The organism is Alkaliphilus crotonatoxidans, assembly GCF_054658015.1.
In genome coordinates this window covers 914,679-927,735 of record NZ_BAAHXS010000006.1, presented here as the reverse complement: position 1 = coordinate 927,735, position 13,057 = coordinate 914,679, and the positions used below count along the sequence as shown (strand labels likewise).

Annotated in this window: 14 protein-coding genes; all 14 read left to right on the top strand. The window is 43.2% G+C overall.

Features of this window, described 5'->3' with window-relative positions:
- The first annotated feature begins 38 nt into the window (after positions 1 to 38).
- The 14 genes from ACYQ1I_RS16460 to ACYQ1I_RS16395 all read left to right on the top strand — a co-directional run bounded on the left by ACYQ1I_RS16460 (position 39) and on the right by ACYQ1I_RS16395 (position 13,025).
- Positions 39 to 1,718: a peptidoglycan D,D-transpeptidase FtsI family protein gene (locus ACYQ1I_RS16460; RefSeq protein ID WP_459767264.1), complete on the top strand. Its 1,680-nt coding sequence runs from the start codon at positions 39 to 41 to the stop codon at positions 1,716 to 1,718.
- Between the two features lie 191 nt (positions 1,719 to 1,909).
- Positions 1,910 to 2,761: a MurR/RpiR family transcriptional regulator gene (locus ACYQ1I_RS16455; RefSeq protein ID WP_459767262.1), complete on the top strand. Its 852-nt coding sequence runs from the start codon at positions 1,910 to 1,912 to the stop codon at positions 2,759 to 2,761.
- The gene (gene murQ, locus ACYQ1I_RS16450; RefSeq protein WP_459767260.1) at positions 2,754 to 3,653 is read left to right on the top strand and encodes an N-acetylmuramic acid 6-phosphate etherase; all 900 of its coding nucleotides are present in this window, start codon (positions 2,754 to 2,756) and stop codon (positions 3,651 to 3,653) included. The genes ACYQ1I_RS16455 and murQ overlap by 8 nt, the downstream gene beginning before the upstream one ends.
- 108 nt (positions 3,654 to 3,761) lie before the next feature.
- Positions 3,762 to 5,183 (top strand): PTS transporter subunit EIIC, encoded by a 1,422-nt coding sequence (locus ACYQ1I_RS16445; protein ID WP_459767258.1) that lies wholly within the window; start codon positions 3,762 to 3,764, stop codon positions 5,181 to 5,183.
- On the top strand, positions 5,176 to 6,225 hold the full coding sequence (locus ACYQ1I_RS16440; RefSeq protein WP_459767256.1) for a MupG family TIM beta-alpha barrel fold protein: 1,050 nt from the start codon (positions 5,176 to 5,178) through the stop codon (positions 6,223 to 6,225). Before ACYQ1I_RS16445 ends, ACYQ1I_RS16440 begins: the two co-directional genes overlap by 8 nt.
- Positions 6,226 to 6,467: 242 nt before the next feature.
- On the top strand, positions 6,468 to 6,779 hold the full coding sequence (locus tag ACYQ1I_RS16435; RefSeq protein WP_459767254.1) for a PTS sugar transporter subunit IIB: 312 nt from the start codon (positions 6,468 to 6,470) through the stop codon (positions 6,777 to 6,779).
- 12 nt (positions 6,780 to 6,791) lie between these two features.
- Positions 6,792 to 8,057 (top strand): PTS sugar transporter subunit IIC, encoded by a 1,266-nt coding sequence (locus tag ACYQ1I_RS16430; RefSeq protein ID WP_459767252.1) that lies wholly within the window; start codon positions 6,792 to 6,794, stop codon positions 8,055 to 8,057.
- Positions 8,058 to 8,199: 142 nt separating this feature from the next.
- Positions 8,200 to 8,523, top strand: a complete 324-nt coding sequence (locus tag ACYQ1I_RS16425; RefSeq protein ID WP_459767250.1) for a PTS lactose/cellobiose transporter subunit IIA — start codon at positions 8,200 to 8,202, stop codon at positions 8,521 to 8,523.
- 71 nt (positions 8,524 to 8,594) lie between these two features.
- Positions 8,595 to 9,323: a glucosamine-6-phosphate deaminase gene (gene nagB, locus ACYQ1I_RS16420; protein WP_459767249.1), complete on the top strand. Its 729-nt coding sequence runs from the start codon at positions 8,595 to 8,597 to the stop codon at positions 9,321 to 9,323.
- A gap of 64 nt (positions 9,324 to 9,387) precedes the next feature.
- Positions 9,388 to 10,533 carry an N-acetylglucosamine-6-phosphate deacetylase gene (nagA, locus tag ACYQ1I_RS16415; protein ID WP_459767248.1) on the top strand — a complete coding sequence of 382 codons (1,146 nt, stop codon included), beginning with the start codon at positions 9,388 to 9,390 and terminating at the stop codon, positions 10,531 to 10,533.
- A 138-nt stretch (positions 10,534 to 10,671) separates the two neighbouring features.
- The gene (locus ACYQ1I_RS16410) at positions 10,672 to 11,274 is read left to right on the top strand and encodes a histidine phosphatase family protein (protein ID WP_459767246.1); all 603 of its coding nucleotides are present in this window, start codon (positions 10,672 to 10,674) and stop codon (positions 11,272 to 11,274) included.
- 27 nt (positions 11,275 to 11,301) lie between these two features.
- Complete coding sequence (locus tag ACYQ1I_RS16405) at positions 11,302 to 11,898, top strand: AAA family ATPase (protein ID WP_459767244.1); 597 nt, start codon at positions 11,302 to 11,304, stop codon at positions 11,896 to 11,898.
- A gap of 104 nt (positions 11,899 to 12,002) precedes the next feature.
- Positions 12,003 to 12,509, top strand: coding sequence for an HD domain-containing protein (locus tag ACYQ1I_RS16400; RefSeq protein WP_459767242.1), 507 nt, complete (start codon positions 12,003 to 12,005; stop codon positions 12,507 to 12,509).
- 18 nt (positions 12,510 to 12,527) lie between these two features.
- Complete coding sequence (locus ACYQ1I_RS16395; RefSeq protein ID WP_459767240.1) at positions 12,528 to 13,025, top strand: DNA-deoxyinosine glycosylase; 498 nt, start codon at positions 12,528 to 12,530, stop codon at positions 13,023 to 13,025.
- Positions 13,026 to 13,057 lie beyond the last annotated feature (32 nt).

Below are 13,057 nucleotides of genomic sequence, written 5' to 3'. Positions count from 1 at the left end.
TGGAGATACTAATAAAAAAATACATAGGGGTTTTTTTTATGAGGAGAGAAAATAAGTTAGATCAAGAAAAAATAAAAACAAGCCGGATTTTGATTCTGGGGGTTGTATCCAGCCTTATCATCATGGCCCTGGGGGTGAGGCTTTTTTACATACAATTTTTTAAGCACGAGCTCTATACAACCGAAGTCAATAAGCAACGCAGCCTGACGATTCCCCTTTCCAGCGGCAGGGGCTTAATTTATGATCGAAATTTAATCCCATTGACAGATCGAACCGAGGAAACTGTTATTATTGTTTTTCCACAGCTATTTACCGAAAGTGAAGAAAATATGAGCTTTCTTTCGGAAATTACGGGTATTTCCATTGCCAATTTGAAGCTTAGACTGCCTCAAGGGGGATATCCGGTGGAGTTTACCCCTAGGGAGGCGCTTGATTGGCAGGATCAGAGGATTGTTAACACCAGAGGACTCTTTATTATTAATAAACGAAAACGCTACGATCAGCATCATGTATTGAGCCATGTGATCGGTTATATCAGCGGAGTTGACAGAAGAGGAATCTCGGGGCTGGAAAAATCAATGGAAGAAATCTTACAAGGCCAGGAAAGCCGGGCCGTTGCAGCCATACTTGATGGAAGAAAACGCCTGCTCCCCGGTGAGGGCTATCGATTAATAGATGCTTCAACAAAGGAGCAGCACGTCAAACTAACAGTCGATTACCATATTCAAAAAATTATTGAGTCAGCCCTTGATCAAAAGCATTACCAGGGGGCCATTGTGGTATCGGAGGTAGCAACGGGTAAAATCTTGGCCATGGCCAGTCGACCTAATTTTGATCCCAACCAAATTAATCAGCATCTAAACAGCCAGGGGGATGAGCTCTACAATAAGGCCGTACAAATGACCTTTCCTCCGGGGTCAATCTTTAAAATTATTGTGGCTGCTGCTGCCCTGGAAGATCATCAGGTGACACTGGAGGAGGAGTTCACCTGCACTGGAATGGAAACCGTTGGTAATATTGAAATCAGATGTAATTCCTTCGAAAAGGGGGGAAATGGTACTTTGAGCTTCCAAGAGGCTTTTGCGAAATCCTGCAACTCCACCTTTATTCAGGTAGGCCAAAGACTGGGGGCCAACCGGATCATGGAAATGGCCAGGGCCTTTGGACTTGGTCAGCGGGTCGACATTAACCTGGTAGAGGAGGAAGCAGGGTATTTACCCCAAGGCGACCAATTAATCGGGCCGGCCATTGGAAATATTTCCATTGGTCAGGGTGAAATAGAGGTAACGCCCCTGCAGATAAACCAGCTTACCCAAATAATTGCCAACGATGGTGTCAAAAAGCCTCTGACCATTGTAGAGGGAATTATTGATGGACAATATCGCACCCTTCAATCCTTTGACAGAGAGGAAGAGGCCCCATTTTTAAGGGCAGCTACGATTAAACAGCTACAGCATTTAATGGGTCAGGTGATGGAGTATGGAACAGGTAAGGGAGTGGGAAGTCAGCTAGGGGCCATTACAGCAGGAAAAACTGGCACGGCCCAGTCCAGCTCCAGAGGAAAAACTGTGCTTCATGCCTGGTTTTCAGGGTATTACCCTAAAGAAAACCCCCAATATGCCATTACGATTTTCATTCAAGACGGACAATCCGGAGGAGGAATAGCCGTTCCTCTCTTTAAAGAAATTGTTGAAGCGATAGGGGAGCTAGGTTTATAAAATTGATTTAAAAGAGCTATATCAGGGGCCTGTACCCCGGTATAGCTCTTTTATTCATCTAAAAAGTTTCAAAATATTATAAGAATTTGGGCTAAAACAATTCAAAATGTGGTATAATGTTTCACAAATCATCTAATTCATTGACACTAAATTTCATGATGATAAAATTAAAGTAGAAAAGGGGTTCATTGATGAAAATAGCCACGATAAGATTGAAGGAGTATTTTAATCAGGCCAGTGACACCGAAAAGGGAATTATTAAATTCATACTAAGTCATCCAGAGGAAACCGCCAGGATGACAATTCACAGCCTTGCTGAAAAAACGTTTTCCTCCGCCTCCTCCATTATTAGGATGTGCAAGAAAAATGGATTTGATGGCTACAAGGACTTCACAAAGGCACTGATTTACGAACTGGCAGCAAGAAAAAATCATCAGGCCAAGGTGAAAGGGGTCATCAACAAGGCCGACAGCATTCGTGATATTGTCGACAAGGTAACCAACATGAATATTCTTTCCTTAGAGGATACTAGAAATTTAATAGATTTTGAGGTGCTGAATGAATGCTTGAGGCTAATTGATGAAAGTGAAAACCTATGTTTATTTGGCATCGGTTCTTCTCTACTGGTGGCAAGGGATGCCCAGCTAAAATTTCTGAGGGTTAAAAAAAAGAGTTATGTTAGCGATGACTGGCATTCACAGCTTTTAACGGCTAAAAACATGACACCCAGGGATGTTGGAATTGTCATTTCCTACTCAGGGCAAACCCATGAAATGATTGAATGTGCCAAGGCCATGAAGGAATCAGGGGCCAACACCATTTCCATTACACGATATGCTGCCAATCCCATCAAGGCCCTTTGCGATTATAATCTCTATGTAGCGGCCAATGAGGCTTTGTTTCGAAGCGGAGCCATGTCTTCAAGAATGTCACAGTTAAATATAATTGATATTTTATATACTGCCTACACCAACCGACAGTATGACGAATCCTTGGAGCTGCTGGTTAAGACCCACATTAGAAAGGAGACTAAAGGTGATTAATTTAGAAAATATGTCAACAGAGCAACAGAATATAAAAAGTATTAATTTAGACAGCATGTCCTATTTAGAGGCCTTAAAGCTGATGAATGAGGAGGATGCTAAGGTGGCTTCGGCCATTTCAGAGGTGATCGAGCCCATTGAAAGAACCGTTAGGGTTACTGTTGAGGCCCTGAAGCAGGGAGGAAGGCTGATTTACGTAGGGGCTGGCACCAGTGGCAGGCTTGGTGTGCTGGATGCGGCAGAGTGTCCTCCTACCTTTGGCACACCGCCTGATATGGTATTGGGCCTGATTGCCGGTGGAGAAGAGGCTTTCATAAAGGCCGTTGAGGGGGCTGAAGATAGTATTGCTATGGGAATTGAGGATTTAAAAAGGATCAACCTCAATCAGCGGGATGTGGTGATTGGTATTGCCGCCAGCGGACGAACCCCCTATGTGGTGGGTGCACTGAAATATGCCAAGGAAGTGGGGGCGGCCACAGCAGCCATCGCCTGTAACAGACCCTCTGAGGTGGGAAAGGTTGCTGACATTGCCATTGAAATTGTCGTAGGGCCTGAAATATTAACCGGTTCGACCCGACTAAAGGCAGGCACGGCCCAAAAAATGGTTTTAAATATGATCTCTACCATTTCCATGGTGGGAATTGGTAAGGTTTATAAAAATTTAATGGTGGATGTACAGCAAACCAATCTAAAGCTGGAATCAAGGGCCCTTAACATTGTTATGAGTGCCACCGGGGTGGATTATGATACTGCTAAAAATAGGCTGACAGAAGCTGAAGGCAGTGTTAAGCTGGCCATTACTATGATTTTATTAGGCTGTGATCTTAAAGGCGCCCGGGAAAGGCTAGATGCAGCAGGGGGGCATATACGTAAAACCGTTGAAGGCCGTTAAAGTCAAATGTTACACCTAGCAAGTCAACAGGATGGAAGGCTTAAGCCTCCATTTTGAAGAACTCATATATATCATTTTTAAATTTATAAGAGAAAGAGGTGCTTAAAAATGGCTAGTAATCAAGAATTAGCTAGAAAAATTGTTGAACTGGTTGGCGGTAAGGGAAACATCAAATCTGCAACCAATTGTATGACAAGGCTACGGCTGCAAATTAAAGATATGGCCAGGGTTCAGATGAAGGAGCTGAAGGAAACAGAAGGTGTAATGGGTGTAGTGGAGGCCGAAACCCTTCAGGTAGTTGTCGGACCCGGTAAGGCTAAAAAAATGGCTGATATACTGGTGGATGAGCTGGGAATTGCCCCAAATTCAGCCGTAACCGAGGACTGGAAGAGCAATAAGGAGAATATTAAAAAGGGCCAAAAGCAAAGCAATCTAAAGCGGGCCTTGGAAACCATTTCTGGTATATTTATTCCAATGATTCCTGCCATCATTGCAGCAGGGATATTCAATGGTTTGGCCAGCTTGATCGGAACACTGATACTGGAGGGTAACCTGGGCGGTCAATTATGGGAAGCCATCAGACTGCTGTTCTCCCTCATTGGAACAGGATTTTTAGGTTATTTTGCCATCTTTACAGGGGTTAATGCCGCCAAACGCTTCGGTGCCACAGAGGCCCTGGGAGGTATGGTGGGGGCCATGTCAATTGCCGCACCCATTGTTGAAATATCACAGCTCTTTGGTCTATATGATGCAGAGGTACCGTTAAACTCAATTTTGACCACCGGTAAGGGAGGAATTATTGGTGTCATCATTGGTGTTTATCTACTGTCAAAGATCGAGAAGGCCGTTAGAAAAAGAGTACCTGATGTATTAGATTTAATCCTGACACCCATTTTGACACTGTTAATTACAGCTGTTGCCTTTGTATTTATTATCATGCCAGCTTCCGGGTTAATCTCTGACTGGTTGGTTAGCGGTTTAAGCGTTATTATTGGTTCAGATAATACAATTGTCAGCATTATTTCCGGCTATATTTTATCGGCACTGTTCCTGCCAATGGTACTGTTGGGGCTGCATCACGGATTAATTCCGATCTATGCTATTCAATTGGAGGCCCTGGGCGGTGTATCATTGTTCCCTGTGCTGGCCATGGCCGGAGCCGGTCAGGTGGGAGCAGCCATCGCCATTTATATGATCAGTAAAAAGGTTAAAAATGATCGAATGAGGCAAGTAATTGCCGGTGCTTTGCCAGCGGGAATTTTAGGGATTGGTGAGCCATTGATTTACGGTGTAACCCTTCCCCTGGGAAAACCCTTTGTTACAGCAGGCTTAGGAGCAGGCTTTGGTGGAGCCTATGTAATGGCCACAAAGGTAATGGCCAATGCCTGGGGGCCCTCTGGTCTTGTGGCGGTTCCCTTAATGCAGCCTGAAACGATGATTCATTACGTAATAGGGATTTTCATCTCCTATTTGGCAGGGTTCATTATTACCAGATTATTTATAAAGGATGCGGATGTGGCCAATGCTTAATTATTTAGGTGTTTCGGTATATTTATCCACCTTTGAAAAGCAAAAACCGATGCTTAATACCTTAAAAAATTCAGGGGCCTTTGTCTTTACCTCCTTTCACATACAGGAGGAAATGGAGGGAGATTATTGTTTACGGGCCAGGGAGATGTGCCGTTGGTTAAAGCAGTACGATTTTAAAATTATTGGTGATGTTTCGCCAAGAACCTTACAGTTCTTTGGCGAGGAAAGCCTGTTGGCCTTTGGGGAATCCTTGAAATTAGATGTATTAAGGCTGGATTACGGTTTTACTGATACAGAGACTGCTGAAATATCTAATCATATGCCCATTGCCTACAATGCTTCCACCATAGATGAGAAGCTAATTAATCAAATGCTGTTAAGTAAAAGGCCTATCTATGCCATGCATAACTTTTACCCCAGACCAGAAACGGGTTTAGATGAGGAATTCTTTAGGAGGGTGAATCAAAGGCTTACCGCCAATAGCATTGGGGTATGGGCCTTTATTCCAGGGGATGAGCTTACAAGGGGGCCCATTTATGAGGGCCTCCCTACCCTGGAGAGTCATCGAAGGCTCCCCCCCTATGTAGCCTTCCTTGACCATTTGATCAATTATGGCGTTCAGGGGGTCTTTGTGGGGGATGTAAGCCTGTCTCAGCAACAATTAAAGCTGATTACAGCCTATTTAAAAAGTAAAATCATCGAAATCCCTGCGGTCCTTCTGGGCCAACATGAAGGTCTGTATGGCCAGGTCTTTACCATCCGGGCCGACTCTCCCAGAAGGCTGATGCGGCTTCAAGAATCCAGAGAGTATGCAACCATGGGCCCGGGCCAGGAGCCCGACAATTGTATTCACAGATTAAGGGGGCATATTACAATGGATAACATTGGCTATCAACGGTATTCCGGAGAAATTCAAATACTGAGGGAAAATTTGCCTCAGGATGATCGGGTGAATGTAATCGGTTCGGTAGTGCCAGATTATTTACCCATTCTGGATTGTATCAACAATACGCAGCAAATTAGATTGATTTATCCATTATAAGGAAGTCAGCATATATTTTTCTAATTTGATATAGATTATTAAAGCAAAGGAAAAAATCAGAGCTGGTACCCCGTCACAGTTAAAACTAAAGTGGTTCCCTGGTGACATTTTCGGATTTATGTATTCCGATGAAAGGATAACGTAGCTATATGGAAATGTAACCAGGGAAAACCTGAAATTTAATTGTCATGGGGTACGATAGCTATGAGGGAAGCGATAATCTATTGTAGAGGAGGAAGAATATGCTTAAGGTGTTATTAGTTTGCTCGGGAGGGATGTCAAGCGCCATTGTAGTAAAAGCAATCGAAGGGGAATGTGAAAAACAAGGGATAAAGGCCCAGGTTCGGGCTGTGGGTACAGGTGAATTTGAAGAATTAATTCAGGAAGGCCCATGGGATATAGCCCTTGTCGCCCCCCAGGTAAGACATCGTATGGCAGTTTTTGAAGCAGCAGCAAAGGAGGCAAAGGTACCGATTACTCTAATTATTCCCCAGGCATATACTCCATTAGGTGGGCCCATGCTGTTACGTCAAATTCAAGATTTGATCAGGTAAGGGGGAAAAAAATTGAATCGATTTTTTGAAGTGGTAGAGAAATATCTAATGCCTCCAATGACAAAGCTTTCTGAGCAAAGACACCTAAGGGCCATTCGGGATGGAATCATTTCCACCATGGCTTTGATTATTATTGGCAGCTTCTTTATGGTAATTGCCTTTCCACCTATTCCAGCCCTGGCTGTAAAGGTAAGCCCCCATGTAGGAAAAATACTAATTCCCTTCAGACTGACTGTAGGCCTGATGGCTTTGTATGCCTCCTATGGTATTGGCTATAGCCTGGCTAAATCCTATAAGCTAGACGGAGTATCAGGGGGAGTATTGTCTCTTGCGGCCTTCATATTAACCATGGTTCCTGAAAATATAGAGGGCCATGGGTTTATGCTTCCCATGGCCAATACAGGGGGAGCCGGCATGTTTGTAGCAATTATTATGGCGATTTTTGCAGTTGAGGTTTTGAGGTTTTTGCAGAAACGGAAAATTATGTTTAAGATGCCCCAAGGGGTACCCGATTCAGTGGCCAGATCCTTTGAGGCCTTGATTCCTGCCACAGTGATTATTACAATTATTTGGGTTGTAAGGCATATGCTGGGCTTTGATATTCAAAGCTTTATTATGACCCTTTTTGCCCCCCTGGTCAGGGCAGGGAATTCACCATTGGGCATATTAATACCGATCATTCTGATTACCCTTTTATGGTCTGCCGGTATCCATGGAGTTTCTGTGGTGGGGGCTGTGGCCAGACCCATTTGGTTAACTCTTTTTGATCAAAACCTACAGGCTGTGGCCAATGGAGCGGCCATTCCCAATATTGCACCTGAGCCATTTTTTCAGTGGTTTATATGGATTGGAGGTTCGGGAGCAACCCTATCACTGGTGTTTTTAATGCTGTTTTCACGGTCTGCCTATCTAAAAAAGATCGGCAGGGCATCCTTAATACCAGGTATTTGTAATATTAATGAGCCAGTTATTTTTGGCGCTCCGATTATGCTTAATCCCATTTTGGCCATTCCCTTTATTATAGGCCCCATCTTAACAGGGCTACTAACCTATGGAGCTATGGCCCTGAATCTGGTGACTCGACCCTATATACAGCCTCCTTGGACCCTGCCGGCCCCCATTGGAGCCTATTTGGCCACAGGAGGAGATTGGAAGGCGCCGGTATTGGTTTTAATTAATATCATCATTACCATGGTAATCTATTATCCATTCTTTAAATCCTATGAAAAGAAAATGCTGATTGAGGAAAGGAATGAAACTGTTAAAATAGGTTCATAGCCATACCCAGGGAAGCACCAGCTGATACTGGTGCTTCATTCTAATGGGAGGCAGCCTTAGCTTTCTGAAAAAACATGATATTGAGATAAGGATACCACTTTGATAGAATGGGTAGGGGAAGCAAAAAAAGGGGGATTGGGAGATGGTTAATGAGGAGGTCATTTTTGAAATTATTTTACATGGTGGTAATGCTAGGGCAGATGCCTATGAGGCTTTAAAGGCGGCTCAAGAAGGAGACTTTGAAAGGGCAAAAACACTTTTGAAACGGTCAGAGAAGGAAATTGGCATTGCTCACCGGGCCCAAAGTGAATTGATTCAACAGGAGGCCAAGGGACCGGGTACTACCATGACCATGTTAATGGTTCATGCCCAGGATCACCTAATGACAGCCATTGCAGAGAAGGGTTTGATTGAAAATATGATTGATTTATATCAACGGATTAACCGGCTGGAACAAAAGGTGTAATGCAAGGGGGATTAGACTTAACAAATCATATAATGATTTTAAAATAAACACAGGAAAAGGATGGGATGAGGATGAGAATCTACATTGAAGAAAACTATGAGAAGATGAGTAAAAAGGCGGCCTTAATTGTAGCCAGTCAAATTATTTTGAATCCTAAGAGTGTTCTTGGCCTGGCTACGGGCACCACCACCATCGGTATGTATCAGGAGCTGGTGGAAATGTACCAAAGGGGAGAGCTTGATTTCTCAGAGGTAACCACCTTTAATTTGGATGAATACTATGGCCTGGGCCAGGATAATCAGCAAAGCTATTACGCATACATGATTGAAAATTTGTTCCGACATATTAATGTGTCGAGGGAACATATTCATATACCCAATGGAATGGCTGCCAATGTTGTTCAGGAGTGCTTGGCCTATGAAGAAAAAATAAGGATGGCCGGAGGAATTGATTTGCAGGTTTTGGGAATTGGGGCCAATGGTCATATCGGCTTTAATGAACCGGCGGATAAGCTCAACGTCAGAACCCACCTGGTGGATCTTTCAGAAAAGACTATTCAAGACAACAGCCGATTCTTTGATACTCCTGATCAGGTTCCAAGACAGGCCCTTTCTGTGGGGATAGCCACAATTATGAAGGCTAAGCAAATTGTTCTATTGGCCAGCGGGAAAAACAAGGCAGAGGCCATCAGGGAAATGACCAGCGGCTATGTCAATACCCAGGTACCTGCCTCAATTTTACAGACCCACTCCAATGTAAGCCTCATTATTGATGAAGAAGCGGCTTCATTAATTAAATAGGGGTCTTAAGGAGAACGGAATCTTCATTTGAAGTCTTAAAATGGTCTGTAGGGAGGGAAATAACATGATTGCGATCAAAAATGGAAAGATTATATTGGAGGATGGAATTGTTGACAATCAAGTACTGCTGTTTAATGAAAAGGTTGTTGACTTGATTGATTATAAGGAGCTAAAAAGCTATGGGCCTTGGCAGGTGGTTGATGCGGGGGGGCAATATGTCTCTCCCGGCTTTATTGATATTCACCTGCATGGTTCCGGGGGCTGCGATACCATGGACGGTAGCCTGGAAGCCCTGCAAACCATCAGTGAAACCATCATTAGAAATGGAACAACAGGCTTTTTACCCACCACCATGACCATGGAACTGGAATTAATTCATAGGGCTTTAGCTGTAATTAGGGAGGCCATGAACACAGAGATGAGGGGGGCCCAGGTACTGGGGGCCCATATGGAGGGCCCCTTTATTAACAAAGCCTATAAGGGGGCCCAAAATCCAGGGCATATCATTTCACCAAATAAAGACTATCTACAGGATTACTTGGATGTGATCAGGGTGATCACCCTGGCTCCCGAAGTGGAGGGAGGAAGAAGGTTTTTAGAGGAAATGAGCCAAAATCCAGAAATTATTCTGTCGATTGGTCATAGTAAAGCCACCTATACAGAAGCGATGGAGGCTATTGAAAAGGGAATTCGTCATGCCACTCATCTTTTTAACGCCATGACCCCCCTACACCATCGAGATCCTGGTGTGGTTGGGGCTGTCTTTAATAGTCAGATCACCTGCGAGCTAATTGCCGATCAAATCCATGTACATCCTGACCTGTTCAGACTGATTTACCAAATTAAGGGGAAAGAAAATCTAATCTTAATAACTGATGCCATACGGGCCGGTTGTATGAAGGATGGCATCTATGACTTAGGCGGTCAGGAGGTTACCGTTAGAGAGGGAAGTGCCAGGCTAGCCGACGGCAGCCTAGCCGGCAGTTTATTGACCTTAAATCAGGCAGTAAGGAATTTTGCCCAGGCAACGGAACTTCCCCTTCATGAGGTGATCCGGTTGGTATCCTTAAATCCCGCCAGGCTTATTGGCCTTTCCGATCAAAAAGGCTCAATTAAGAAGGGAAAGGATGCAGACCTGATTATATTCAATGATAAGATAGAAATTAATAGGGTTTTTGTAGGCGGAGTTGAAAGATTTTCGTTAAACTAGATCTTCAAGGGTCACTGGATAAAATTTATGCCGGTGGCCCTTTATCTTTTGGCAAACAGTAATTTACATCCTATATAATCTTTGGTAGCATGTATATATGAGAAATGTAAGCAATAATAAATGACGGAGGAAATGAATATGAAAATATATTTAACAAGACACGGAGAAACGGAATGGAATCAAGCTAAAAAAATGCAGGGATGGAAAAATTCTAATCTGACAGAAAAGGGGATTAACAATGCCAGGAGGCTTGGTGAGCATCTGAATGAAGTTCACTTTGATCACATTTATAGCAGTCCCCTGGAAAGAACCCTAGAAACGGCCAAATATATACGAGGCTCTCGACCAATGGAAATTGAAGTGATAGAGGAACTGAAGGAAATGGGCTTTGGTGTTTGGGAAGGAATGGAGCGTTCTGTGATTGAGGAGAAGTACCCGGAGGAATACGATCATTTTTGGAATCATCCGGAACAATATACCCCCATAAACGGCGAGACCTTTGAATCGCTGTTTCAGCGGGTTAAAAAGGGCCTGAATAAGATTGTAGACAGAGGCGGAGACCAAGTATTGGTAGTGGCCCATGCCGTTGTCATTAAGGCAGTGTTTACTATTGTAAAGGAGCTTCCCCTGGAGGAATTCTGGCATCCCCCTTATATGCATGATACATGCTTATCGATTATTGAAGCGGCAAATGATGATTTGAGGTTTATATTAGAGGCCGATATATCTCATTTAGATTAACTACTCTACTATCTGGGAGGGATCCATTTGATCATCTGGATTAATGGAGCCTTTGGAGCAGGAAAAACCCAAAGCGCCTATGGGCTCCATAGAAGATTACCCAATTCTTTTGTTTTTGACCCTGAAAATGCCGGCTTTTATCTACGCAAAAATCTTCCATCCAAAATCCAGGAAGGAGATTTTCAAAATTATAGAATGTGGCGGGAAATCAACTATAAAATGCTAAGCTATATTGAGTTCCAATATGATGGTGTTGTCATTGTTCCCATGACACTGGTTAATCCTCAATATTTTAGTGAAATAGTAGGGAGTTTAAGACAAAATGGTATTCCAGTCCATCACTTTACCCTTGCCGCCTCAAGGGAAACCCTTTTGAAAAGATTGAGAAGCAGGGGGGAGGGGGGCAATTCCTGGGCCGCCAAACAGATCGACCGATGCATAGAAGGACTTTCCGATGAACGGTTTAAGCAGCATATTAAAACCGACGATATGACCCTTAATGAGGTAATAGAAGAAATTGCCGCACAATCGGGGCTAAAGCTGCTGCCAGATACCAGGGGGCCTATAGGAAGGCTGTACGATCGAATTAGCACCCAAATCAGACATATTCGTTTTTTTAACTGAAGGTAAGCTAGAAAGGTTCTTTGAAAAAGATAAGGGTTTTTTAAAAAAAGTGAGGTTTCCCAAGGGGACAAATATTAATTAATAAGAATGGAGTGTAAGCAAGCATGATTGTAGAAAAGGCCATCGAAGAAATGAAGTCTGTTTTTAAAGAGATTCCCTATGGTATAGATCACACCCTCAAGGTTCTGGAAAATGCAAGGCTAATTATGGCTGATGAATTAATTGATCAAGATCAGAGGCAGATCGTTGAATTAGCGGCGGTGCTCCATGATATTGGTGCTGTTGAAGCGCAGCGAAAATATGGTTCCCTTGAAGGAAAATTTCAGGAGCAGGAGGGGCCTGGGGTGGCTAGGGAAATTTTGAATAAAATAGCATGTCCTCGGCGCCACTGGGAGCGAATCTGCTTTATTATTGGTCATCATCATACCCCAGCCAAAATTGACGGTATTGATTTTCAAATATTATGGGAGGCTGATTTGCTGGAAAACCTAGCTGCTATGGATCTATACCAGGAGCAGGAGAAAATAAAGGAAATCATAGACAACAGCTTTCAAACCCAAAGGGGGACCTTACTTGCCAAAGAGCGGCTTCTGGTGAATTCAAATAAATGAGGGAAGGGTGGTATGATTATGACAAACATTCAAGGTCTTTTTCCCATTATCGGTGAAGGGGCCAGGGTGCTTATTTTGGGCTCCATGCCAAGCGCTGAATCCCTGCGATTAAATCAATATTATGGAAATCGTCGAAATCATTTCTGGTCAATCATCTATTCTCTTTTCGATTTACCCCTGGAGAAAAGCTATGAAAAGCGTATTCAGTTCATTAAAGATAAGGAAATTGCCCTTTGGGATGTCATTCATTCCTGTGAAAGGGTAGGCAGCTTGGATTCCAATATTAAAAATGCCATACCCAATGATTTTAAGCAGCTATTGACGAATAGAGGCATTAAAGCAATTTTTTTTAATGGAACAAAGGCTAAGCAGGTTTTTTTTAAGCACTTTAATCAAGACATGTTTCCAGGGATTCATTTTTTTCTGCTTCCCTCCTCTAGCCCCGTACCCGGAAAAAACATCAAGTCCCTTCAGAAAAAAATAGAAATCTGGAGACAAATTAGAAATTATGTATAGTCAAAACTTAAAGGCCAGTAAGGAGGGCGTTA